This is a genomic window from Myroides sp. WP-1 (genome assembly GCF_014145635.1).
Lineage (GTDB): Bacteria > Bacteroidota > Bacteroidia > Flavobacteriales > Flavobacteriaceae > Flavobacterium.
This window is the reverse complement of record NZ_JACHTC010000002.1, coordinates 179,632-206,564: the sequence shown is the minus strand read 5'-3', so window position 1 is coordinate 206,564 and position 26,933 is coordinate 179,632. Positions and strand designations below refer to the sequence as shown.

The 26,933-nt window shown below is 36.1% G+C and carries 15 protein-coding genes and 2 tRNA genes; 10 read left to right on the top strand and 7 right to left on the bottom strand.

The genetic code is table 11. The features are described from left to right. Window positions 1–24 precede the first annotated feature (24 nt). Both H4K33_RS02555 and H4K33_RS02550 read left to right on the top strand, forming a co-directional pair. A complete protein-coding gene (locus H4K33_RS02555) occupies window positions 25–2,181 on the top strand; it encodes a S46 family peptidase (protein WP_182646939.1) in 2,157 nt (718 codons plus the stop codon). Between the two features lie 127 nt (window positions 2,182–2,308). Beyond that, the gene (locus H4K33_RS02550) at window positions 2,309–2,539 is read left to right on the top strand and encodes a hypothetical protein (RefSeq protein WP_182646938.1); all 231 of its coding nucleotides are present in this window, start codon (window positions 2,309–2,311) and stop codon (window positions 2,537–2,539) included. A 69-nt stretch (window positions 2,540–2,608) separates the two neighbouring features. On the opposite strand, the gene H4K33_RS02545 is transcribed toward H4K33_RS02550, so the two are convergent. Then, the gene (locus H4K33_RS02545; RefSeq protein WP_182646937.1) at window positions 2,609–4,123 is read right to left on the bottom strand and encodes a GH3 auxin-responsive promoter family protein; all 1,515 of its coding nucleotides are present in this window, start codon (window positions 4,121–4,123) and stop codon (window positions 2,609–2,611) included. Between the two features lie 108 nt (window positions 4,124–4,231). Between H4K33_RS02545 and H4K33_RS02540 the strand changes: the two genes are divergently transcribed. Continuing rightward, on the top strand, window positions 4,232–5,029 hold the full coding sequence (locus H4K33_RS02540) for a DUF2797 domain-containing protein (protein ID WP_182646936.1): 798 nt from the start codon (window positions 4,232–4,234) through the stop codon (window positions 5,027–5,029). Between the two features lie 56 nt (window positions 5,030–5,085). Here the strand turns inward: H4K33_RS02540 and H4K33_RS02535 are convergent, their stop codons facing one another. From H4K33_RS02535 to sppA, 4 genes are all read right to left on the bottom strand, one after another. Continuing rightward, window positions 5,086–6,087: a nucleotidyl transferase AbiEii/AbiGii toxin family protein gene (locus H4K33_RS02535; protein WP_182646935.1), complete on the bottom strand. Its 1,002-nt coding sequence runs from the start codon at window positions 6,085–6,087 to the stop codon at window positions 5,086–5,088. Further along, window positions 6,077–6,694 (bottom strand): DUF6088 family protein, encoded by a 618-nt coding sequence (locus H4K33_RS02530; RefSeq protein ID WP_182646934.1) that lies wholly within the window; start codon window positions 6,692–6,694, stop codon window positions 6,077–6,079. Before H4K33_RS02530 ends, H4K33_RS02535 begins: the two co-directional genes overlap by 11 nt. Window positions 6,695–6,825: 131 nt before the next feature. Next, a complete protein-coding gene (locus H4K33_RS02525) occupies window positions 6,826–9,453 on the bottom strand; it encodes an AsmA-like C-terminal region-containing protein (protein ID WP_182646933.1) in 2,628 nt (875 codons plus the stop codon). A gap of 88 nt (window positions 9,454–9,541) precedes the next feature. Beyond that, window positions 9,542–11,302, bottom strand: coding sequence for a signal peptide peptidase SppA (sppA, locus tag H4K33_RS02520; protein WP_182646932.1), 1,761 nt, complete (start codon window positions 11,300–11,302; stop codon window positions 9,542–9,544). A gap of 122 nt (window positions 11,303–11,424) precedes the next feature. On the opposite strand from sppA, the gene folK reads away from it, so the two are divergent. After that, a complete protein-coding gene (folK, locus tag H4K33_RS02515; protein WP_182646931.1) occupies window positions 11,425–12,561 on the top strand; it encodes a 2-amino-4-hydroxy-6-hydroxymethyldihydropteridine diphosphokinase in 1,137 nt (378 codons plus the stop codon). Window positions 12,562–12,606: 45 nt separating this feature from the next. Here folK and H4K33_RS02510 read toward each other — a convergent pair whose 3' ends face one another. Beyond that, on the bottom strand, window positions 12,607–13,140 hold the full coding sequence (locus H4K33_RS02510; RefSeq protein ID WP_182646930.1) for an RNA methyltransferase: 534 nt from the start codon (window positions 13,138–13,140) through the stop codon (window positions 12,607–12,609). Between the two features lie 200 nt (window positions 13,141–13,340). Between H4K33_RS02510 and H4K33_RS02505 the strand changes: the two genes are divergently transcribed. The 6 genes from H4K33_RS02505 to H4K33_RS02480 all read left to right on the top strand — a co-directional run bounded on the left by H4K33_RS02505 (window position 13,341) and on the right by H4K33_RS02480 (window position 21,973). Further along, the gene (locus tag H4K33_RS02505; protein WP_182646929.1) at window positions 13,341–13,853 is read left to right on the top strand and encodes an aromatic acid exporter family protein; all 513 of its coding nucleotides are present in this window, start codon (window positions 13,341–13,343) and stop codon (window positions 13,851–13,853) included. Between the two features lie 78 nt (window positions 13,854–13,931). Beyond that, entirely contained in the window at window positions 13,932–16,532 is a 2,601-nt protein-coding gene (mutS, locus tag H4K33_RS02500) for a DNA mismatch repair protein MutS (protein WP_182646928.1), read from the top strand. A gap of 210 nt (window positions 16,533–16,742) precedes the next feature. Further along, window positions 16,743–16,815 (top strand) — tRNA-Gly (locus tag H4K33_RS02495). 15 nt (window positions 16,816–16,830) lie between these two features. Continuing rightward, window positions 16,831–16,916: transfer RNA gene (locus tag H4K33_RS02490), tRNA-Leu, on the top strand. A gap of 537 nt (window positions 16,917–17,453) precedes the next feature. Next, the gene (locus H4K33_RS02485; protein ID WP_182646927.1) at window positions 17,454–20,570 is read left to right on the top strand and encodes a TonB-dependent receptor; all 3,117 of its coding nucleotides are present in this window, start codon (window positions 17,454–17,456) and stop codon (window positions 20,568–20,570) included. Window positions 20,571–20,581: 11 nt separating this feature from the next. After that, window positions 20,582–21,973, top strand: a complete 1,392-nt coding sequence (locus tag H4K33_RS02480; RefSeq protein ID WP_182646926.1) for a RagB/SusD family nutrient uptake outer membrane protein — start codon at window positions 20,582–20,584, stop codon at window positions 21,971–21,973. Between the two features lie 104 nt (window positions 21,974–22,077). Here H4K33_RS02480 and H4K33_RS02475 read toward each other — a convergent pair whose 3' ends face one another. Beyond that, complete coding sequence (locus tag H4K33_RS02475) at window positions 22,078–26,532, bottom strand: MBG domain-containing protein (RefSeq protein ID WP_182646925.1); 4,455 nt, start codon at window positions 26,530–26,532, stop codon at window positions 22,078–22,080. Between the last annotated feature and the right edge of the window lie 401 nt (window positions 26,533–26,933).

Below are 26,933 nucleotides of genomic sequence, written 5' to 3'. Positions count from 1 at the left end.
CATAAAAATATAACGAACAATTTTATGAACTTAAGATTAAAAAACGCATTTAAACTGCTCGTTGCACTTCTTATTGTTCCTGTTTATGGACAACAAGGAGGAATGTGGATTCCCTCATTATTAGAAGGGATGAATGAAAAAGAAATGACAACCTTAGGAATGAAAATGTCAATTCAGGATATTTACGATGTAAATAATTCCAGCATGAAAGACGCGGTTCCTCATTTTAATGGAGGGTGTACTTCAGAGGTCATTTCTGCACAAGGACTACTATTGACAAATCACCATTGTGGATATGGTCAAATTCAATCGCACTCTTCAGTAGAACACGACTATTTAGCAGATGGTTTTTGGGCTAAATCCCAAGCAGAAGAATTGCCAAATGACAACTTAGAAGTTACTTTTATTGTGCGCATTGAAGATGTTACTGCTGCAGTTATGCACGGAATAAAAGCAAAGGATACAGAAATCCAAAAACAAGAAAAAATAAAAGCGAATATTTCTCGTACTGTTGCTACTTTTCCTAAAAAAGATTGGCAAGAAAACAAGATTAAATCTTTTTACGAAGGGAATCAATATATTTTATTTGTAACAGAAACATTTACAGACGTTCGTCTGGTAGGAGCACCGCCTTCTTCTATTGGTAAATTTGGTTCTGATACGGACAACTGGGTATGGCCACGTCACACGGGAGATTTTGCTTTATTCCGCATTTATGCAGATCAAAACAATCGACCTGCTGCTTATTCTAAAGACAACGTTCCTTACACTCCGAAACACTTCTTCCCTATTTCATTAGATGGAGTTGCACAAGATGATTTCACTATGGTATTTGGATATCCTGGACAAACGCAAGAGTACTTGCCTTCTTATGCGATTGAACAAATCATCAATGACTTAAATCCGGCTAAAATTGGAGTAAGAGATGTTGCTTTAAAGATCACAGATGAATACATGCGTAATGATCAAGCGATCAAAATTCAATACGCCTCTAAATATGCTGGAACAGCTAATTATTGGAAAAAGTGGATTGGAGAAAGCCAAGGATTAAAAAAGAGCAACGCAGTAGCAGCTAAAAAAACCTTTGAACAAGACTTTATTACTAGAGCAAAGAAAAGTAAAAACGCAAAAGAATACACAGCTATTCTACCCCAATTCGAAAAATTATATCGCGAAATTGCACCGTATTCATTAAGTAGAGATTACTTCATGGAAGTTGCTTTGCGCAATGGAGAATTACTAGCTACAGCTTGGCGTTTATCGGCTGTTGAACGTGCTTTAGACAATCAAGCGCAATTTGAAAGCAGAAAAAACAATCTATTACAATCACAAGAGCGCTTCTACAAAAACTACAATAAAAATGTAGACCAAGATGTATTCAAAGCTATTGTTACTTTGTATAAAGAACATGCGCCAAAAGCTTATTTAGCTCCTGCGTTACAACAAGCAGATGTAGCTTCTCTAACACAAGAAATTTACACACAAAGTAAGTTGACCTCTTACGAAGGTTTGAAAGAATTATTACATGGAGACGCAAACCAAGTAAAAGCAGCCTTACAAGCAGATAAAGGATATGTTTTTGCAAAGAGTTTATTTGACAACTACGAAACAAACATTCTTCCAAAATACGAAGAATTAGATCGCGAGATTAAAGCCCTTCAACGCACCTATATGAAAGCACAGTTGGAACTTTATCCTGATGCTAGAATTTTCCCTGATGCAAATAGTACATTACGTGTAACATATGGAAAAGTTGATGGTTACGGACCTAAAGACGCCATTTACTACGAGCCAGTAACACACTTAGAAGGAATCATTGAAAAATATGTTCCTGGAGATTACGAATTTGACGTACCAGCTAAACTAATTGAGCTTTACAATACAAAAGATTATGGAGTATATGGAGAAGACGGAAAATTACCTGTAAATTTCATTGCTACAAACCACACTACAGGAGGAAACTCTGGTAGTCCGGCAATCGATGCTCATGGAAATTTAATTGGATTAAATTTTGATCGCGTTTGGGAAGGTACCATGAGTGACATCTATTATGATCCTGCTATATGTAGAAATATTATGGTAGATGCTCGCTATATTTTATTCATCATTGACAAGTTTGCAGATGCAAAACACCTGATAAATGAGATGAAATTGGTAAATCCGAAAAACAACAAAAAATAACTAGTTGATTTTCAGTTATTTATAAAATAAATTTTTATAGAAAAATATTTTACAAAAACAAATTATTGAATAATATATTTTCTATATTTGTATCGAATTAATAATTAACTTTTATAACTTTAGTAAAATGAAAAAAATCGCATTAAGCATTGCTTTAGTAGCTATGATGGGAGTATCTTTTGTTTCTTGTAAAGACACTGCAAAAGAACCAGCTCAAGAAGAAGTAACAACTACAGAAGAAGTAGTAGCACCAGCTGAGGTAGCTCCTGCAACTGAAGAAGTTGTAACTGAAGAGGCTCCTGCTACAGAAGAAGCTCCAGCTACAGAAGCTCCAGCTACAGAAGAAGTTGCTAAATAATTTTAGCTAGCAATAAAAAAAAGCTCCCACAAGGTGGGGGCTTTTCTTTTTTATATTCGTTTCTATTTTTTATTTATTTAGATCTAGCAATTCTTCCATGATCTTTCTTTCATTTGATAAACGTGGAACTTTGTGTTGCCCTCCTAATTTATCACTTACCTTCAACCAATCATAAAACAATCCTTGACGAGCTTGGTGCAACACCAATGGATTTAATGTCATATTATTGTAGCGTTTCGCTTCATAATCAGAATTCACCTCTTGAATACACTGATCTAATACCTCAGCAAACTTGGTTAAATCTTGTGGTGCTTTCGTAAATTCAATGATCCATTCGTGTGCTCCTTTCTCTTTTCCTACCATAAAAATTGGCGCTACTGTATATTCGGCAATTTCTACTTGAAATAAAGAACACGCTTTAGCTAATGCTCGATCTGTATTCTCAACCATCAACTCCTCACCAAAAACATTAATATGGTGTTTTGTTCGTCCTGTAATCTTAATTCGATAAGGCAATAGACTTGTAAAGCGGACAGTATCTCCAATTAAATAACGTACTAACCCTGCATTAGTTGTAATGAGCATGGCGTAATTTTTACCCAATTCAACATCGCTTAAAGATATTATTCGTTGGTTACTTGTACCGAATGTATCCATAGGAATAAATTCGTAAAAAATACCGTAATCCAACATCAATAAGAGCTCGTTACATCCGTTTTGATCTTGAATCGCAAAGAAACCTTCCGATGCATTGTAAATCTCATAGTATTTAAATGAATCACTAGGTAATAATTTTTGATATTGTTCTTTATAGGGCTCAAAACTAACCCCTCCGTGAAAATATACTTCTGCATTAGGCCACAAGTCTAGCAAACTTCCTCTTCCTGTTTCTTGCATAATCTTATTAAAAAGGACCAACATCCAAGAAGGAACTCCCATAAAACTAGTAACATTTTCATCTTGTACTTCTTTGATGATCGCATTCATTTTAGTTTCCCATTCTGCCATCAACGAAGTCTTATTGGAAGGTGTACTACTAAACTCCGCCCAAAAAGGCATATTGTCGATTAAAATAGCTGATAAATCTCCAAAAATTGTATTGTTATCTTCATACAGCTGTTTACTTCCCCCTAAGCGAAGTCCTTTTCCTGTAAACAATTGAGAGTTTTCATTGTTATTTAGATACAAACACAAAAGGTCTTTTGCCGCTTTATAATGGCAATTTTCTAATGCTTCATTACTTACAGGTATAAATTTACTCTTGGCATTTGTTGTACCGCTAGATTTAGCAAACCAACGAATAGGTTCTGACCAAAAAATATTGTTTTCGCCTTTTCTTGCTCTCTCTATAAAAGGTTCAAATTCTTCATACGTATACATCGGTACGCGTTCTGCAAATGTTTCATAGCTTTTAATACTAGCATAATCATATTGCTTACCTAGTAACGTTTTTTCATTTGCCTTGATTAAGCTTAAAAAAACATCATTTTGTACCTCATTTGGGTACTTTCGAAATAAATCTATTTGATGAATTCTCTTTTTAAGAATCCATGAAGCAATAGAATTAACAATTGTCAGCGCCATATTTACATTATTAATAAAGTAATCTTCTTTTCCTTATAAAAAGGGTATCTAAACAATAAAAATTGTTTTCGTACTTTTACTCCTTACCCAAAAATAACAATTTTATTTATGCTATACGAAGGAGTTTTAAACAAAATGCAAACGGAATGGAGCAGTCCGATTGAATACTATTTAGTCTTTCAAAATAACTTCATTAATTTAAACCAAGTACTTGATCGACAGCTCAAAATTACATTTGTTGATTATGAGTGTTTGAACTGTGGAGTACACAAAAAAATATTCCGTCAAGGATTTTGTTATGAGTGTTTTTATGCAAGTCCAGCTGTTGGTGATTGGATTATGCGTCCAGAATTGAGTACAGCTCACTTAGGTATCGCAGACCGTGATTTGGATTATGAAAGCAAAGTACAACTACAACCTCACATCGTTTATCTTGCTGCTTCTAGTGACATTAAAGTTGGAGTAACGAGAAAAACACAGGTACCTACGCGTTGGATTGATCAAGGAGCCTCAAGTGCTATTGCTCTGGTAGAAGTTCCCAATCGCTATTTAGCAGGCATCACTGAAGTTGCATTGAAAGATCTCTTTACAGACAAAACTAACTGGCGCAAAATGTTGCAAAATGACATCATTGATACCGATTTAGTAAGCGTAAGAAATACATTGGTCGATAAACTTCCTGAAGAAGTACAGCCTTACTTTGCTTCTACCGCAGCAGAAGTATATCAATTGAACTATCCAGTATTGGAATTTCCCTCTAAAATAAAAAGTTTAAACTTAGATAAAACGCCTTCCTATCAAGGTGTTTTAAAAGGAGTTAAAGGTCAGTATTTACTATTTGAAGACGGAACTGTTTTCAATATTAGAACCTATGAAGGGTACGTTGTACAAATTGACATTGAATAATAAAAGGAAGCTAATAGAAGTGCCCTAAAAAAGTTAGACTCTTTTTGGGGCATTTTTTATATTTCATTTCTGTTCAGTTTATTTTCAATATCTTTTATTCTTCTCAACAATTCAACCCAAGGTAAACTTTCACCAATAATCATATATTCTTGCATCGTAGCATAATCAGTCTTCCAACGATTCATCACTTCTTCCGGTGGTAAAATACTGAGTTTACCCTTTTTATGATTGCTGTAATTTAACCCTCTTATGGGTGTCATTAGCTGACGATGTTCTACTAATAAATCAAATAACACATCATCTGCAATAGCGAGTGAACCATAAGGAGATCTCATCAAACACTCTACATCATAGAGATGTCTTGATAGCCTCTCTGTTCGAATAGTATCAATAGGTTTAGAAAATTCCTCATGCAATAACAATACTTTTTCTAGAAAAGTTCGAGTAGGAAGTACAGTCTGAACGCTAAATGAAGCCATCGAAAAAAAAGCAGAACTATAATGTTTATCCAAGAAAGACATTATGTCCTTCAACTCAATAGGTTCTGTTAATGACCGTGCTCCTATTTCTAACAATACTCGTTTTTGAATATAATTTGAAGGATCAGGAACTATTGATGAATAGAAAATCGCTAATGTATTAGGATCACTTGTATCATCTACATGTAGATTATATTCAATTCTATAGTGATTAGAAGAGATACCTAACGCTTCTAATTGCACGATTAACTCTTTCCTAAACTCGTTAATAATAAAACTCCCTGAAGCTTTTCTTACTTGTTTTATTTTGGTTTTTGAAGAAACCGAATCAAAACCTAGTACTTTTTTATCAAGAATTAAATCAACATCCTCTGAAAAACGATCAATTAAATGATAGGCCTTACTCAATGAAGTACCTCCTTTAAAAAAAACAAAATTTGCATATTTCGATTGAAAAATAGCTTTTAGTACAATACATACCCACCAATCTTTTTCAACCGCAAAAAGAGGTATCCCCAAAGAAAGACTCGTTTGCTCTATGACTATTTTTTTTTGTTCTTTTTCCAGGTCATTCCACATACACCGTTGACGAATAAAGTTGATTAATTATTTCTTGAATCCATCTTGGAGCGTGTTTCAGCTGGGTCTCTCGTGCATTTTGACCTACTTGTTTTACAGCAGGCAACAGCAGATTGAGAAAAGAAGGAGTAATTTCTTTTTTTTCCTTTGCTCTCAATGCCTGCACAAGGAGAAATAATAACTTATCCTTAATCAAAAATGTTTTAGGTACTGTGCGTTTAAAATAAATAGTTCTACTGCCTATAGCAATTTTTCGAGGGGAACCATCTGTTAAATAAACCGCTTTCAAGGGGATTTGAGTAGTTAATCCCAACAAATATTGCGCCATAACTCCAGTAGGTGCGATTTTAATTTGATCTCGTTTGGCTATTTTTTGAGCAATCTCTTCTATACTAGGATATAACTTTCCCAACAAATGATCTTCTTTAGGTTTGACGTAAATACCTTGTGCAATTCGTTCTATACATTGTTTCTTTTCAAGTCGAAAAAGCACTTGTCGAATATTATCAGCTGTGCCATAAGCGGTAAAATCATCCGCAAAAAAAACATGTCCTTTATAGGATTGTACGATTTTGTTTTCGATTTGATTTTGAACTGATTTTACCATTTTAAACTAGTTTATTTTGTCACAAAAATAATTCTTTTTTGTGACAAAATAAATTTAAAAAAACATTATAAACAAATAAATACACGTCATTAAAAAAGGAGTGAAGCAATAAAATGCTTCACTCCTTTTACTTATTCACTTTTCTTTTTTCCAAAGAGATCTTTCAATCCTTTTCCTATTTTATCAACTGCTTCTTCTGTTTCACTCTTTTTCTTTTCTCCTTCTCCTGCCTCTGCATTATCTTTATTTTTAGTTCCTCCTCCGAGTAAATCCTTTAAGGCATCTTTTCCTTTATCAAGATATTTATTTGCTTGATCTTCTGCAATTTGCTTCGTAAGATTAGTAACTACTTCATTCATATTCGTTCCTACCTTTGGTGCGCTAAAATTTCCAGTCAAATCAACTTTAACAGGAATAGCGTCATATTTAGCACTTTCTTGTGGGCTCAATTTTGAAAGGATATTAGCAACGTCTGACCCCAACATCTTAGCTGGTACTTTAAAGTCTAAGGCATAGTTCATTTGTTGATCAAACCCGTGTTCTCCCGAAATTTGAACATTCATGTCTTTCACTTTCAGATCAAAAGGAGATACTTGCACTTTTCCATCTTTAAATTTTAAGTGAATGCGTTTATTGTTCAAATCCAATTTACTCAAATCGATAAACTTCACTGCCGAATCTAAAGAAGAAAGTAGTTTTGAATTAGCAACATTTACTTGTGAATTTAAGATTTCACCTGTCAGATCACCTGTAAGTGTATTCATAATAGGTGAAAGATTGCTACCTTCTAACTGTCCATTCAACTTGATATTTGCATTGATATTTCCGGCTATAATCCCCGCAATTGGCGCGATTTTTTTCAAGAATTCAAATTGCGTAAATGTTTCTTTAATATTTAGTGTATGAAGGCCCAAATCCATAGCAAATTTTGGTTGTTTTTCTTTGGTTGACACATCGCCAGCAAATGCCAATTTCCCTCCAAAGATATCCGTTGTCATATTTTCTAAACGCGCGGTTTCATCTTTGACAATCAAACGTCCTTTTACATTTTTTAGCGTCAGATTATCGTATACAACAGTTTTCGCATCTGCATTAATTGTACAATCTAAGAAAGCTGGTATTTTTAAAGCTTCGGCTGTTGCTTGAACTTGTTCTTTTGGTTTATCCGTTGTAGAAGCTGCAGTATCTTCTTTCAATAAATCAGCTAAGATAAAATTAGAAGAATGAACTGTAAAGTTCCCTTTCAGTGTTTGTTTATTAAACAAAAAGCCATATAAATTATCCAAACGTCCATCGGCTGTTACATCGGTTTGTCCAGTAACTAAAGCGAATTTATTTAAGCTAACGTGATTGGGATTAAACGAAATCGCTGCTTCTTTGATATCCAATGGCTTTGCCATTGCATCAGAAGCAAAATGAAAATTAGACAAACTAATATCTCCAGCATTTTTGATGTTTTGATACTGGCTCTTCTCTACCGAGTTCATATCAAAATTTGTTGTCACATTAGCTTTTAAAATTCCAGTTAGTGGAATATCCATCTTTACAGGATAAGCCTTTGTTACATTTGCTAAATTTATAATACCATTCAACTTCGCATCTACTAAAGGATTTTCTGTAATATTTTTCACATTGGCACTGGCCTTAAATACATCTTGATCAATCTTAAAAGAAAACGTATTCAAATCGACATATGTATCTTTCATCAAACCTGTTGTATTGACAACTTTCATATCCAAAACAATCTGTTCAACAGCTTTAGGTAAATCAGGATACTTAAAGGAAGCATTATTCGCTGCCATTTCAATCGCTAAGGTTGGAATTGTTGTTTCCGTTAGCATTCCCTTTACTTGCCCTGCTACTTTAAAATCACCTGTTGTAGTAACTCCTTTTAAACCACCTGCATAAGCCTCTGGAATTAATCCCAAAAAGTTTTTAAAATCCGAATCAGGTGTTGCAAAGGACAAATCGAAAGCTTGTCCTTGTTCTACCAGTTGTACTTGACCATCAAATTTTAGAGGCAACTGATTAATTAAAGCTTTATTTTCTTTAAATGTATAGCGTTGTTGATCCATATCCATACCAATCATCGCATCCAAAGAAAGTTGCACTTGATTTAGGAAAGAAGTTCCGTCCATCACAAAAGAAACCTTCGCTTGAGATTTTGTATCTAAATCTAAAACGTTCGCTGTTAGGTTTCCTTTTCCTTCGTGATTAAATTCATCGATCACCACTTTCATTTTAGAGCTCAAATCAGTGTACGCAATAGTTGAATTCTCAATCTGATAATGCTTCAATGCTAAAGAAAAAGGAGAGTCTTCTTTATCATCGTCATCTTCTTTATCGTCATCTTCTTTCAGGGCAATGTCATAGTTGGCAATTCCCTGTTCATTAACAATGACATTGACTTTGGCATCTTTTAATTGAATTTCCTCAATATTCATGGGTTCATTTGCTCCATTGAACAATTCCATCACTGACATTTTCAATCCTATTGTCTGTGCATAAACCAGCGTATCCCCTTCAAAAGGAGCCGTATTAACGACAGTTAATCCTTCAATACTAACCGTTGCCTTTGGGAAGTTTTTTAGCAAACTCAAATTCACCTTATCAAACGAAACTGTCGCTGTTAAGTTGTCATTGATTGTTTTTAATACTAAATCCTGAATTTTCCCTTTAAACAAGAATGGTGCAGCAAGGAGTAATAGGAATATACCTAGCACAACACCACCAATCCATAACCAAATTTTCTTCTTCATAATCAATTATTTTTATACAAAATAACAAAAAAAAGAGTCAACTCCATGTGCTGGGTTGACTCTTTCCGTATATTAAGTAAATCTTAACCTATTGAATTTTAATTTCGAACGGCATAATTGCTTGTGCGCCTTTGAGCGAGTTGAAGTAGTTTAATCGTTCCATCATTTCGAAGTTTTCTTGTCCAATTTTTTCTTTCAGCAATTCATCTTGTGTTTGCATAATAGAAGCGCCTAAAAAATTGCGCAATAAATCGTTGATTTTTAACTCATACTCTGGATAACTTACCACTTTATAGTCATCGATTTCAACTTTTTTTGCTGCATAGGCAATTGCATCATTTAATCCGCCTAATTCATCAACCAAACCTTTTTCTTTTGCATCGATTCCAGTCCAAACACGTCCTTGTGCGATTTCGTCTACTTTTTCGAAAGTCATCCCACGACCTGCAGCCACGCGATTAACAAACGTTTCATAAATAAACTCAATACTTTCTGTTATTTCCGATTTGAATGATTCGTCTACTTTTCTAAATGGGCTATATGAAGCTGCATTTTGATGTGTTTTTACTTGTTCCGCATTCACGCCATATTTCGTTGCTAGTGTACTAAAGTTTGGCAACATCCCAAATACGCCAATAGATCCAGTGATTGTAGCAGGGTCAGCAAAGATATGATCTGCTCCACAAGCGATGTAATATCCACCTGAAGCAGCTAGATCACCCATTGATACGATGACAGGTTTTACCTTTTTCGTCAATTCAATTTCTCTCCAGATAAGTTCTGAAGTTAAAGCACTACCTCCTGGGCTATTTACACGCAGTACGACTGCTTTTACTTTATCGTTTTTACGCGCTTTTTGCAAGGCTCTATTGATAGACCCTTCACCGATAAAGCTTACATTCCCTTCTCCACTTAAAATTTGCCCTTGCGCATAGATCACCGCAATTTGATCACTAGTTGTTTTTTTAGTAGTTGGTCCACCTGCTTTGATATACTCCAAAATATCTATTTTATTGTACTCTTTATCTTGTGCGACAGCAAGTGCTTTTTTAATTCCGGCATGGTATTCATCCTCATACGCTACCTTATCCACAAGTTTCACCTCCAAAGCGCGTTCTGGTGTTCGAGCAGCTAAATTTGTAGCAATCTCATTCAAGCGATCGATACTAATATTTCTACTTTTCGAAATGTCATTTACAAGTGTACTCCAAATTGAATTTAGGAATACTGTAATTTGTTCTCTATTAGCCTCGCTCATTTGCTTTTCTAAGTAAGGTTCAACCGCACTTTTATACTTCCCATGACGAATGACCTCCATGTGTACTCCTGTTTGATCTTGCAATCCTTTTAAATATAGAATTTCAGTTGATAATCCGCGAAAATCAACTCCTCCTACAGGATTTACATATACTGTATCTGCTACTGAACTCAGGTAGTATTCTCCTTGTGTTAGCACATTAGCATAAGAAACAACAAATTTTCCACTTGATTTAAAATCTTGTAATTTTTCTCTAATTTCTCTACGCTGAACAAATCCTAATGTAGACACATTATTTAACATGGAAATCCCCTTGATTCGATCGTCGTTTTTCGCTTGTTCGATAGCCATCAACACATCAGATACGCCATCTTTATTCTCATCGTTAAAGCTAAAATCTTTATAGCTAAATTTCCCTCCGTAATCATATTGCACAGTTGACAAGTCTAAGCTAAGAACGGAGTTGTTCTTAACAATCACTTTTTCTGAGCTTCCTGCCGCAGCCGCAATGGCAACAAAAATAAAAAACAACAAGCCGAAAAAGATAAATAATCCGACTATGGTTGCTAACAAATTTCTTAAGAATTTCATAGTATTATATTTTAGTCTATTAGTAGATTAGATCCAACAAATGTTACAATAAAGTTTATTTTCCTTTCAATATCTCCGCAAAGTTAGCATTAATTCAACTTTCTTTTACTTACTTTTGCTCTATGAATACGCAGAACATGCTACTTTTATCTCTTGGGACAAATCAAGGAGACAAAAAAGCAAACCTAAATAAAGCTATAGACCTAATTCACAACGAAGTAGGCACCATCATTACGCTTTCTCCAATTTACGAATTTCCTGCTTGGGGATTTGAAAGTGAGCCTTTTTTCAATTGTGCTCTGGTTGCGCATACACTTTTAGACGCGCAAACCGCGATTGTTAAAATCTTAGAGATAGAAAAAAAGCTAGGGCGAATCCGCACGGAAAAAGAGGGTTATGCCGCTCGAGTTATTGATATTGATATTATTGCTTTCAATGATGAGATCATCAATGAACCTAATTTAGTAGTTCCTCATCCCTTGATGCAAGATCGCCTTTTTGTGTTACAACCTATGGCAGATTTACAGCTAGATTGGATTCATCCAATCTTCAAGAAAAACTGTACCCAATTGATACGCGACTGTAAGGATCAAACTACCTTCAAAAAGGGAGAACTTTTACCTACTAAACTACAAGCTCATCCGCTTCGAAAATTAAATTTTGTAGCCATTGAAGGTAACATTGGGGCAGGGAAAACAACACTTACCCATCGCATAGCCGAAGATTTCAATGCCAAAAGTATTTTTGAAGGCTTTGCGGACAATCCTTTTTTACCCAAATTCTATGAGGATGCGAATCGCTATGCATTTCCATTGGAGATGTCTTTTTTAGCAGATCGCTATTCTCAGCTATCGGATGATCTAGCACAATTTGATCTATTCAAAGAGTTTATTATTGCTGATTATTATATTTTCAAATCGTTGATTTTTGCTCAAATTACTTTAGAAGAAGATGAGTTTAGCTTATATCAGCAGGTCTTTGATATTATGTATAAAGAAACTCCGAAACCTGATTTATATGTTTTTCTGTATCAGAATACCGGTCGTTTATTAGAGAATATCCAAAAAAGAGGTCGTTCTTATGAAAGTGACATCTCGGGGCAATATTTAGATAAAGTAACTCAAGGCTATTTCAATTTTATGAAAACTCTTCCAAACGAAAAAGTGTTAGTCATTGATATTTCAGATTTAGACTTTGTTGCCAACCAAGCGGATTACATTTATATTTTAGATCAAATCGAGTCAAAGTTAACATCCTAACAATAAAAAAAAGCTCCAATACAACTTATTGGAGCTTTTTATTTATTATTTTTTTTGGAGCTGTTGAAACAAATCCCAAATTACAATTCCTGCACTAACAGCAATATTAAGAGAGTGTTTGGTACCAAGTTGAGGAATTTCAATAACACCATCACTTAGGTCAACAACACTTTGAGACACTCCTTTTACTTCATTTCCAAAAACCAGAGCATACTTGGTTTGATCTTGAACTTGAAAATCAGTTAGCATCACGCTATTTTCAACTTGTTCAATGGCTTGTACACAAACCCCTTCTTGCTTCAATCGCTGCACCACATCTACAATATCCTTTGCGTACTCCCAGTCTACCGTTTCAGTTGCCCCTAGGGCCGTTTTGTGTATTTCTTTATTTGGAGGAGTAGCTGTTATCCCACACAGATACACTTTTTCAATTAAAAAAGCATCACAGGTTCTGAATACAGATCCAATGTTGTGCAAACTTCTAACATCGTCTAATACTATGATTATTGGTGTTTTATCGGATGACTTAAACTCGTCAATACTCTTTCTATCTAATTCGCTATTGGCTAATTTTCGCATGCGTATGTACTATATTTCTGCAAAAATATTGATTATCCTTATACCAGCCCACTATTTAGCTCAGGAAAATAAAAAACAACACAAAAAACATATTTTTATCAAATTTACTATGAACACTACTGTACTTTTAACTAATCTTTGATACAGAATACTTGTTCAACCTGTACGAGTTCAATAATTTTGTGGGTTAAAATTCAGCTATGATTCACGAAATAATCAAAAAAATAATTACCTCTGCCGTTTTCATTTACACCATTCGTTGTCTAATTGGCTTCTGCATTGGCTATTATCTTTTTATTCACTTCAAAGATCACGAGACTCTTTGGACGATTATTTCCATTATTCTGGTTATTTCTCCTGAAGGTCAAAACTCGAAGAAGCTATCTATTGAGCGATTTAAATCAAATTTGGTTGGATCTGTAGTAGGATTAATATGTTTAGAAATTCACACGCCCAATTTGTATGTGATTCTCTTTGGAATTGTACTAACCATCTTGATTTGTTATTTTTTCAAAATTCTCAATATGGCACGCGTGGCTTTAGTTGCCTTAGTGATTATCCTGGTTCAACCCAGTACAGGTTTAACAGAAATGACGCCTTTATTGCGTTTTTTGGCAGTTACGATTGGGTGTCTAATTGGGTTGATGATTGTAATTCTTACCTCTATTCCCATTCGTCAATTAAAGCGCTATTACGACATTCCCCTATCGTAAAAAATCTTTTGCTTTTAGCTATCTCAGTAATCTTACTGTATATTTGTAAATTCGTACTACTACCTAAAAAATACATCTATGGCAGCCAAAGAAAAAGCGACAAAAGAAACTCCATTAATGAAACAATACAACGAAATAAAGGCGAAGTATCCCGATGCTTGTCTATTGTTTCGCGTGGGAGATTTTTATGAGACCTTTGGAGAAGACGCCGTTCGAACAGCACAAATTTTAGGAATTACCTTAACCAAACGCGGTGCAGGAACCTCTAGTGAAACAGAATTAGCTGGTTTTCCTCATCATGCAGTAAATGTTTATCTACCTAAACTTGTTAAGGCAGGACTTCGCGTAGCGATCTGTGATCAGCTAGAAGATCCGAAAATGACAAAAACAATTGTCAAACGAGGGGTTACGGAATTAGTAACACCTGGGGTAGCCTTAAACGATGAAGTTTTACAATCCAAATCCAACAACTTTTTATGTGCGATTCACTTTGCCAAAAAAGCGTTGGGGATTGCTTTTTTGGATGTGTCAACGGGCGAATTTTTCACGGCAGAGGGAGATGAAGAGTACATTGATAAACTCTTGCAAAATTTTAATCCCAGTGAGATTTTAGTTCAAAAAAACAATAAAATTCCCTTTCAACAGCAATTTGGTTCTGCTTATAACCTCTTCTTCTTAGATGACTGGGTTTTTAAAGAAGATTTTGCTTTTGAATCACTAACCAAACATTTTCAAACCAATTCGCTCAAAGGATTTGGTATTGAAGATTTAACGGATGGTATTATTGCTTGTGGTGCAGTGTTGTACTATCTGTCTGAAACACAACATACGCGTATTAAGCACATTTCAAACATTCAACGCATTGCAGAAGATGCTTATGTTTGGATGGATCGCTTTACCATTCGCAATTTAGAATTATATCAAAGCAGCAATTTTAATGCGATTACGCTTTTGGATGTAATAGACAAAACTCTTTCTCCTATGGGAGGGCGATTACTCAAACGTTGGTTAGCACTTCCTTTAAAAAAGAAAAAGAGCATTGTTGAGCGTCATGAAGTAGTTGAATTTCTTACTCAAAAACAAGATACATTAGCCCATTTCCAAGGCCAGATTAAAAAGATATCTGACTTAGAACGCTTGACATCAAAGATTGCTACGGGAAAGGTATCTCCCAGAGAACTTTTGTATTTAAAAGAATCTTTAGATGCTATTATTCCGGTGAAAGAGCAAGCTTTAAAAAGTAAAAACGATTCGCTTAAAGGTCTTGGTGATCAACTACACGATTGCGGTTTGTTGAGAGAACGCATTGCACAAACCATTCATCCAGATGCTCCAGTGTCGATTAGCAAAGGAAATGCTATTGCTTTTGGAGTGAACGAAGAACTAGATGAATTGCGCAATATTTCTTCTACAGGCAAGGGATACTTAGACGAGATGGAACAAAGAGAGAGTCAAAACACAGGTATTCCCTCATTAAAAATTGCTTTCAACAATGTGTTTGGTTATTACATCGAAGTGCGAAATACACATAAAGACAAGGTTCCTACGACGTGGATTCGCAAGCAAACCTTAGTCAATGCCGAACGCTATATTACCGAAGAATTAAAAGCATACGAAAATAAAATTTTAGGTGCAGAAGAAAAAATCAGTCAAATCGAAGGTCAACTCTATGACGAATTTGTACATTGGTGTGCACAGTACATCCAACCAGTTCAATTGAATGCTCATTTAATTGCCCAGCTGGATTGTCTCTCCTCTTTTGCCCAATTGGCATTAGAGAACAACTATGTTCGACCAATACTAGACGACAGCCATGATTTGGAAATAAAAGAAGGGCGTCATCCTGTAATTGAAAAACAACTGCCTCTGGATAAGCCTTACATTACAAATGATGTTTACTTAAACAATACAACCCAACAAATCATCATGATTACTGGGCCGAATATGTCAGGTAAATCAGCAATCCTCCGTCAAACGGCTTTAATTGTTTTATTAGCTCAAATGGGGTGTTTTGTCCCAGCGGCCTCTGTTCGATTAGGCGTTGTTGATAAGATTTTCACCCGTGTTGGTGCTTCGGACAATATCTCTATGGGTGAATCTACCTTTATGGTTGAAATGAATGAAACAGCTTCTATTTTGAACAATATTTCAGATCGAAGTTTGGTGTTGTTGGATGAGATTGGAAGAGGAACAAGTACTTATGATGGGATTTCTATTGCTTGGGCCATCGCAGAATTCTTGCATCAACATCCGTCTAAACCTAAAACGCTGTTTGCTACCCATTATCATGAGCTCAATGATATGCAAGAGCATTTCGAAGGGGTAAAAAACTACAATGTTTCCGTTAAGGAACTCAAAGACAATGTACTATTTATTCGAAAATTAGTTCCTGGTGGAAGTGCGCACAGTTTTGGTATTCACGTGGCGAAAATGGCAGGAATGCCTCAGATTGTAATTAATCGTGCACAAAAAATGTTGAAACAATTGGAACAAAACCATCGCAGTGAAGAAACGACGAGTTTAAAGCCCGCGGAACAAGATTTGCAATTGAGTATTTTTAACTTAGACGATCCTCTTTTAGCTAGTATAAAGGATGAATTATCCATGATTGATATCAATACCTTAACTCCTGTAGAAGCATTAATGAAACTACACGAGCTCAAAAAGATGATCCAATAGGTACATTTTGTATCTCATTATAACTCAAAATCGGTTTAGTTTACGAGCTAAACTGATTTTTTTTTATCAAAAATATGCTTTTTTATATACTGAATTCCAAACGCTTAAAAAAAACAGCAAAAAATAATGCATTTAAGCATTTGTACAAGTAAAAAATTATAGTACATTTGCACTCGCATTACAGAAATAATGCACGATCATACAACGCTTGCGAAAATAGCTCAGTTGGTAGAGCGCAACCTTGCCAAGGTTGAGGTCGCGGGTTCGAACCCCGTTTTTCGCTCGAGAGTATTTATCAGCTCGAGTGGTGGAAGTGGTAGACACGCTGGACTTAAAATCCAGTGAACAGTAATGTTCGTGCGGGTTCAAGTCCCGCCTCGAGTACAAAAGTCCCAAGTTAACGCTTGGGACTTTTTTTTTTGATCAAAAAAGAAGAACTACAAAAGAAAAGCCATCGGCTAAAAATCAATTATTCCCCTTTATTTTCTGTAAAACACCCCTCTTCCGTTATCTCAAAAAGTAAAATTTTCTGTTCTAGTAAATAAGAGTTTATTTAAACAAAACTTTATTCTTTAAAATTAAACATATATAGGTTTTTTATCCTTATTTAATTCACTATAGTAGATAAAAAAACCAATACATTACCTTTGCACTGTTGTTTTCGATAAAAAAATAAATCACATGCAAGAATTAATACCCAACGTTTCAAAGCCACTCAATCAACAACTTCCTATGCCGTATTTTTCAATGAATATGGCAGGCATGTCTATGCCTTAAAAGAAACAAAGCTTTATTAATTTTTTGTATAAAACGAAAAAGGAGGCTTTGGTAGAGCCTCCTTTTTTTTTCGTATCGTTTTTTAAGCAGCAAAAAACGATAGTCAACTGTATGCTGCTAAAAATAATCAAATTTTTAGTAAAAATGAAAAGTATTCAACTTCGGCTACTCGTAAGTAGTTTGCTATTGCTATGCAATATAGCCTTAGCCCAGCAAGTAACGGTAACAGGTGTAGTACGTGAAAAAAATGGCGAATCACTACCTGGTGTATCGGTTTATGTACAAAACACAACTCAAGGTGTGCAAACCGATTTAAACGGAACGTATAGTTTAACTGTCAACACGGGAGATAAACTCCAATTCGATTATATCGGATTTCAGTCGCAAGTCATTCAAGTAACCAACCAAACGACTGTAGATATCACTTTACTTGAAGATGCCGTTAATTTAGACGATATTGTCATTGTAGCTTATGGTACCCAAAAACAAAAAGCTGTAGTAGGTGCCATAAGTCAGATTAAAAGTGATGTCTTAGACAAACAGGTAGCCACTTCGGTTGTAAGTGCACTACAAGGGACTGTTGCGGGTGTAAACATTATTCAATCGAGTTCACAACCAGGGGAAAGTCCAACTATACGTGTACGTGGAATAGGTTCAATTAACGCTTCTGCTGATCCTCTCATCATTTTGGATGGCGCACCTTATTCGGGAAATCTCAACTCAATCAGCGCAGATCAGATCGAGGCGATAAATGTTCTTAAAGATGCTTCCTCAACTGCATTATACGGATCTAGAGGAGCAAACGGGGTGATCTTAATCCAAACAAAAATGGGAAAACGCCATAGCGATCCAGCGGTACAGGTAAAACTGAGCTCGGGTGTTGCTTTTGATGCCGTACAAACCCATAAGGTGCTAGATTCAAAAGATTACACTACCTATTTATGGGAGGGTAGAAAAAACAACAATCACTATATCCTAGGTCAAGAAGAATCCCTAGCACGAAAAAACGCCTCAGATGGGTTGGTTAGCTATTTTGGTTACAATCCTTTTGGCACCAATCAACCGGTTGATTACAATGGGAATTGGACGGTAAAAGACCCTTTATTATGGGAAACGGATTGGAAAAAAGAGCTACAACGCAATCAAGCCTTTCGAAATGAGTACAACTTCAACATTGGTGGAGGAAGCGATCGAACTACTTATTTCTTAGCAGCTAACTACCTCAACCAAGATGGTATGATTAAAACTGCAAATTTTGAGCGTACGACCGTTCGTTTAAACCTAGAAAGTCAAATCAACAATTGGTTACAAGTAGGTGCTAATTCTGCCTATGCTGTTTCCAATCAGAACTACCCTACCCAAAGCGGAACCAACTTGTATAGTCCAATGAACTGGATCTATGCTATGCCCCGTGTTTTTCCAGTATACAAAAGAGACGGCAAAGGTCAACTCGTTTACGATGCTTCAGGTGATAGCATATTCGATTATGGCAATGCATCAAGTAAAGAAAGCAACAGTGTCCGTCCAATCATGAGTGGAGAAAATGCTGTGGGAATCTTGTATAACAACAGTACTATCAACCGACGTTCTTCACTGAATTGGAATGGTTTTGCTAAAGTAGACTTGGCAGAAGGTCTTTACTTTAAATCGAATTTATCCTATGAGAAATACGATTTTAATGTCAAAGAATACAATAATGCTCAGTATGGTCAAGCATCTAGTGTACAGGGACGTGTACAAAAGTCAAAAGACACGTCCGAAACGATTAATTTCATCAATGCTATCCACTATGACAAAGCAGTAGGAGATCATCATTTTTCAGTAGATGGAATCACAGAAGCTTACCGTTTTAAACAGGACCTGTTCCAAGCATCCTCCACGGGATACCTGCCTGGTAATGCAGAAATTGGCAGTGGAACGGCTCTTGAGCGTATTGAAGGTTATGAAGTAGAAGACCGATTAACGAGTTACTTAGGTAGAGTAAGTTATGACTACAACAACACGTATTTTGTAGAAGGTTCTTTTAGACGTGATTCAAGTACGCGTTTTGACAAATCTGTGCGAACAGGTAATTTCTATTCTATCGGAGGATCGTGGATTATTTCTTCTGAAAACTTTTTAGCCCAGAGCAGCGTTATCAACTTATTGAAATTGAGAACTTCTTATGGAGAGTTGGGTAACAACAATTTAAAAGACAAATATTTTCCCTACCTGAGGTTATTCGAAACCGGATACAATCAATTAGATAGTCCTGGTGTGATTTTAGGCGATTTGACTGATCCTTATTTAACTTGGGAAAAAACAGCTTCATTCAACATCGGTTTGGATTTTAGCTTGTTGAATAACCGTTTAGAAGGTTCGATCGATTATTATAAAAAGCGTTCTATTGACTTGCTATTTGCTATTCCGCAGGCTTCTTCTACAGGAAATCTCGAAATACTCTCTAATGCAGGTACAATCGAAAATTACGGATTAGAGGCCAGTTTAACAGCACATCTTCTTCGTTCAAATGAATGGAAATGGAATACCACTCTTAATTTCTCCATCGATCGAAACAAGATTAAATCTCTGACACAAGATAGTTTTATCAGTGGTTTGAATCGCTGGGAAGAAGGTCGTTCATTATACGATTTTTACATCCGTGAATGGGCGGGTGTTGACCCCAATGACGGCTATGGAATGTGGTATAAAGATGTGATCGATGCACAGGGCAAAGTAACGGGAAGAGAAACAACCAAAAACTACGACGACGCAACGCGTTATTACAACCAATCTGCGCTGCCTAAGGTTGTAGGTGGTTTTAACACAAGTTTGTCTTACCGAAATTTTGATTTCAGCGCTTTTTTCAACTTTAGTTTAGGAGGTTATATCTACGATAATGATTATGCTGGTCTTATGGGAGGTATTTCCAAAGGATATCAAAGTTCACCAGACCTAGCTGATCGTTGGCAAAAACCAGGTGACAAGACGAACACTCCGATAATTTTAAATGCATCAAACAACTTTGCAGCAACCTCAACGCGTTTTTTATACAAGAACGATTACTTGCGCCTCAAAGCCATAACAATAGGATACTCACTTCCTGTAGCGCATTTACAGAAAATAAAACTCAAACAAGCTCGTGTGTATATCCAAGGGGAAAATCTATTGACGTTTCAATCGCATAAAGGAATCGATCCAGAACAAGCGATTAATGGAGTAACCAACTATCGTGTTCCTTTATCTGCAACAGTTTCTATAGGATTAAACATTAATTTTTAACGCGTAAACTCATGATACAATCAATCATAAAAGGTATTGTACTCACCTTAATAACTGGTACAATCATCAGCTGTTCATCTGATTTTTTAGACGATCCAAAACCCAAAGACAGTATAGCACCAGAAGTTGTTTTTGGAAGTAAAGAAGGAGCTACTTCTTTTCTATCTGGTATTTTGCGATTACAACGCATGTCGTTAATCAACGACGAAGCCTCTGGACTTCACAGCATTTTATTTGCTCGAAGTGTAAAAGGAGCTGATTTAATTCAAAAGCAAATTTGGTTTGGTGATGATTATGACTATCAGGTTTATGTTAGTACAGGGACACGTTCTATATTTTCATGGCGCTTGCCTTATAAGATCATTGATCAAGTTAACAATTTAATTCAAGGTGTAGAAGCAAGTACTAAAATTAACGCAGTAGACAAAGACGAGCTAATCGGACAAGCATTAGCCTTACGTGGATACTATTACTTTCAATTAGCTATTGAATTTGGAGAAGCCTACCAAGCTACGGAGAATACAGTCTTTCCTCCTATTTACATCAAGCCAAGCACTACACCAGCTCCTTTTTCTACTAAAGAAGAGTTTTTTCATCGAATTGTAGAAGATCTAGAGCAAGCCAGTGATCGTTTGCCTCAAGAAAGAGTTAACAAATCATATATCAACAAAGCTGTAGCACATGCTTTTTTAGCTCAAGTTTATCAATACATGGGAAAATGGGAACTGGCAGAAAAAAACGCTAGAGAAGCGTATGGAGGACACCCACTTGATGTATTAAACGCAGGAGAGTACAACAAAGGATTCTCCACAATGAATGCGACCGAATGGCTATGGGCGCTCCCTCAAAGTACGGATCAAACAGTATATTATCGCTCACATCCTCATGCAATGATGGATCACGTGGCTGTTGCCTACCACGGAACATTTATTAACGATGATTTTGTGAAGCAATTTAGCGCAACAGATGTACGCAATCTATTTAGTAATTTTTACGAAAAAACCGCTGGAGATTGGCAAGAATATGTCACTTCAAAATTCACGTTTACATTTGATGCAGATATTCCCATTATTCGATATCCAGAATTACTTTTGATTGAAGCTGAAGCCTCTTACCATTTAGGCAAAGAAAAGCAAGCGCGTGAACAATTAGATATAATTCGTCAAAATAGAGATACCGCTGCTACATCAAGTACAATACAAGGTCCTGACATATTGGAAGCTATTCTACTTGAAAGAAGAAAAGAATTATATGGTGAAAATGGAGTAGAATGGTTTGATGCGAAACGATTGTTAAGAGGAATCACTCGCACAGGCAACCACCGAACAAAACTTTCATTATCCCCCTTAGACAAGCGTTTTCAATTACCTGTTCCTCAAGAAGAATTTGATGCACGCAAGTAATCCAATTCACTTCAAGAGAACTTCTTCATAAAAAAAGCCCGAAGCAAAATGCTTCGGGCTTTTTCATGTAATCGTAAAAACTATCTTTTTAAAATCTAGCAGGTTTATTCTCTTACAACAAACTGAACACTTTTTTGTGTTCCACTACCTTTTAATACTAAGAAATACGATCCAACAGCTACTGTTGGTGGCAATTGAATTTCCTTATCTGTAGATCCTTCAATAAAATCTCCTTTTAGTATCATTTGGCCTTTTGCATCGTAAATTACATAGCTCATGGCTTGTTGCTGATCGTCATCTAAACGAACATTCAACTGTTGTGTTCGTTGTACTGGATTTGGATATACGCCCCAATTTGCCTCTGCTTTATTTTCGATGTAAATCGGACAGCTCACCATCTTCTTCCCGTTATGTAGGGTTAATACCACATGATACGCTGCTCCTACTTCAAGTACATCTGCTGACGTACTTCCTTCTGCATACGATTGTTTATGTCCAATAGACACTCCATTTTTAAACCATTCATATGCTTTAAAAACATAACCTCCATTGGTTTCTTTGTTGTTATTTACCAGCAATACATTATTGTATTTCTGATAGATCAAATGTGTGGTATCAATGCGTTTCTCAATGTGTACGACATAGGTTTCCTCATCCATTCCGCGAGGAGAAATTACCGTAATACGCTGTTCATACGCGCCATATTCTTTGACAGGTACTACAATGTATTTTGAAGGTAGTACTTCCACACCATCTGCAACTTGAACTTCAATAATCACTTGATTTTGTTCTTGATTGCAACCAATCACAACAAAAACATCTTTCTCTGGTTTTCCATATGAAATTCCATCAACAAGTAGATTTTCAATACTAACAGCGCGACTTGTTACTTCAATTGTATTAGAAACTGGCATTGCTGCATTGTAATTCTCATTCCCATCTTGATATGCCGTTATCGTTACAAAACCAGGTTTTAAGAAGCGAACTAATCCACGTTCATCTACTGAGGCTATCGCTTGTTCGTCCGCATTATTAATACGGTAATAAACAGGTAATTGAGCATTAGAAGAAGCGGTTAATTGCAAGGTTGGTGTATCTTCCATCACAACAACAGACACGGTGCGGAAAGCGATCATTTGATCTGCTTTTGTAATAGTCAATGTGCCGTTTACTGTTAAAGGTTGATAATCCAAACCATAATCAACTGTTGCTGTTACTTGATATACGCCAACATTCACTTGATCATTATTGGTATATGTAATGGTTGCATTTGGATGATCCACTCCTGTTACCGCGAGTGATTTTACCTGTCCATCATATACAAACGTTTGAGACGGTAAAACAACTCCTGTAATTTGACTCTGTTTAATTTCGAAATCTGCTCCTACAAACGAAGCGATAACATAGTTTGGACGCGCTTCCAAACTACCTTGATGAATTGCGTAAACTCCTAACTCTTCACCTCCCTCACGAACAAGATTTCCTCTTGTTGCGTTGGCTTGGTGATCTCCTAACATCAACCCGTTTAACGTATAAGTCAATACAGGATCTGCTTGACCATAGGATTTACTTTGGTTTTGGTTGACAACAACATGCAGTGGAGCTACAGTAATTCTGAACTTTTCTTGGTTCGCTACCGTGAAGCTATAGTTTCCATGCGTTGTTTCTAAAGAGCCTTGCGTATACATATACTGTCCTACATTTTCTCCAGTCATTCTGCCCAATCGACCACTTAACACAGCCTCTCTCGTATCGTTATATTTAAATCCTGTAACCGTAAATTCAAATACAGGATCAGTTTGTCCGTATACTTTTTGAGCACCACTAGCAGGGTATAGACTCAATACTGCTGGGTAAATTCTCAACTGACTTTCCTGGAATGTCATTGTATAATGCGTATCAATAACCTCCAAACTACCAATATTGATCGCATAGTTGCCCACATTTTCTCCTGCAATTCTGGTTAATGCTCCACCAACAACACTTGTTGGTAAAATTCCTTCTTCCAATCCAATTACCTCATACGTTAAGGCAGGATCTATTTCTCCGTACTCTTTTTGTTGACCATTCGCTTTAATTGTAATTTCTTTCGCTCCAATGCTAAAATCCGCACTAACCAACGTAATCGCATAATTAGGTTCTGCAGCTAAAGTACCTTGTGTTATCGCATAGGTTCCTATTTCTTCTCCAGGTTCTCTACTCAAAGCTCCTGTTAATACAGTAGCCGTATCATTGTATTTAAATCCAGTAACCCCATACGTCAACACAGGATCCACTTGACTATACTGTTTACTTTGTTCGCTATTGGCTGTAACAGTTATCATCGCTGGAGTTATCGTCAACGTGAAGGTTACCTCTTCAGCAGGTAAGAACGAACTATTCCCTGCTTGACTTGCTGTTACCTCTGTTACTCCTACTTTACGAATTGTAAATTTTCCATTTTGGAAAGTCGCTATTGTCGGATCTTCAATCACATAGCTCAACGGCAAACCACTGCTAGAAGTTCCATGAGCAAAAGGAACCTCACCATACACTTTAGCAACATCTTCAGCTGTGATTACTTGTTCTGTTAAAGGCAAAGTTGTAAATGGTACAGGACCATACCAATCTCCACAAGGTAGCGCTTGTACATACGCTTCATAATCGGTGTCTAATTCAAGATCAGTAAACGTATATGGAGCGGTTACATTGTTGACAAGGGTACCTTCTCCTTGTTCAAATCCAGCTGGTCCATATTCAACAATAAATGTAGTAGCCTCAGATTCTATGTTCAACGTCATCCCTGTTGCATCCATCTCAACCTCAGCCGACGTAATTTCCTTACAATTCGCCGAATTTGATATATCGAAATCATCCAAAATAACAAGAAAATCCTCAAAAAGATCTGTAACATTAGCTTCAATTTTTATTTTCACATAAAGCCCTACATAATCTTCAAGATCAAAAGAGAAGTTTTGCCAACCTTCTTCTTCAATACCGTCAATTGTTTCAATAGTAGAATAAGTCGCGCCAAAATCTGTTGATAATTTAACGACGACATTCCCTAATCCTTCATAAGCGGGATATTCCGCACCATCCAATAGAAGATAATTGAAAGAAAATACATCCCCAGTGCGAATAGGCCCGACATTGATTGTTGTAAATTCAGCTTTTTCACGAGGAGGAAAAATTATATAATTATATAACATCGTTACCATACTCGTTCCATGATCTGTATCATACGATTCAAACCCCCAGAGCGAATTCCCCACAGGATGCCATGCTAATGGATAACTATCGCTTGCTTCGAAATTTTCGTGCCAAGGAGAGGGAGTGGTTATGATTTCGTCAAAAGTCAGAGGTCCAGCCCAAGCACTGTGATCCCCTTCTTCATCCGAACAGATTCGACGAACATAAAATTGATATGCTGTATCTTGATTTAAATCTGAAAACGTATAAGACGTTGTGGTAATAGAAGAAATAATAGTTCCGTCCGCGCTACCTTGTACAAAACCTAGAGGCCCATACTCTATTTCAAACTCATTGCCACCACTCACCCAAGAGAAAGTAAACCCTGTAGCTGTAATATTATTTTTTTTCAATACGCCTGGTTTCATACAACCTGGAGGACACGAACCAATTGCAATTGTTTCGGAAACCAATTCTTCACAAGCAGATACTGTGCCCGATTGATCTTCGACGTCTCCTACTGTAATTGTATATTGTACTTCATTATCACAAAACCCCCAGATAGAATCATCAATATCAATCACTAATGAATATGGAGGATTTGTTCCATAATAAGACTCCGAGATCATAAACTCACTTTCTTCGTAAGGTCCACCACGAAGAACAACAGTACCAGCGCCATCCAATAATTTCCATGTCGTGGTATCACCAAATTCTGGAAATGTAAGGCTAATTTCTATTTCACACCCCTCATTTCCCTCAGGAGGTGTAGTACCATCTGTAATATTTAAAGTAAAATCTAAAGCCTGACCATAAGAACTATCAATTTCCTCAATATCAGGATCAAAAAAGCTAATAAAACACGGATCTTCTATTAAATAACCACCATACTCGGCATAAGTCCAAGTTTTCGTAATTCGAATTCGCGTTTGTCCCAATACAGCTGTAGCAGGAATTGGAATACTCAATGAAACGTTTATATCATCATGACCATTAGATTCAATCAGTTCCCCTAGATTATAGACTTCTCCTACATCATCCAATACACCATTCTGATTCCAATCAATAAATGCTGCCAATTCATTCATGTCATAATATGTATTTCCTTCTACAATCAAGGTATACGACTGTCCACGAGTCACATTGGCAACATCGGCGATACGATTAACTAAAAAATCTTCCTCATTGGTATTGACAATAGTCAATCCTGCAAATTGAATTTTAGTTATTTCTTCTACATCAAAAGCGTCTACATCACAATAGGGTGAGGGAAACTGAGCAAAAGATACCTGCCCAATAAGACAAGTAGCAAACAAGAGTAGCAGGTGAAGCCCTCTTGTTATTTTCCGTTTTTTTTGATTAAAAACGACAAGGTTAGTACTGTTATTCATATTTTACTATTTAGTTCTACAGATTAAGATTTCAACACAAGACAAAAATCACATATACAAACTATTTTAACTTTTAAAAAACACTATAAATAATACAAAATGATTTTTAATAACAATTTAATAAATATAGAAACACGAAACACAAAAACATATTCTTTTATTTAACTTTTTTTTAATAAAATAAATAGAAAATATACAAGCAAGCCATTGAAACAACACCTGTAGACTTGGTTTGCATCCTTTCATTTCCGTTTGTTTTGTAGGAGTATTTGACGCAATACACTTTGAGTGTATAAAAAAGAAAAACACAACCCTTTCATTATCAACAAACAACAAAAGTGCTATACTTTTATAACCAAAAAACTTGCAAAAGCAGAAATTCTATTCTATATTTGCACTCG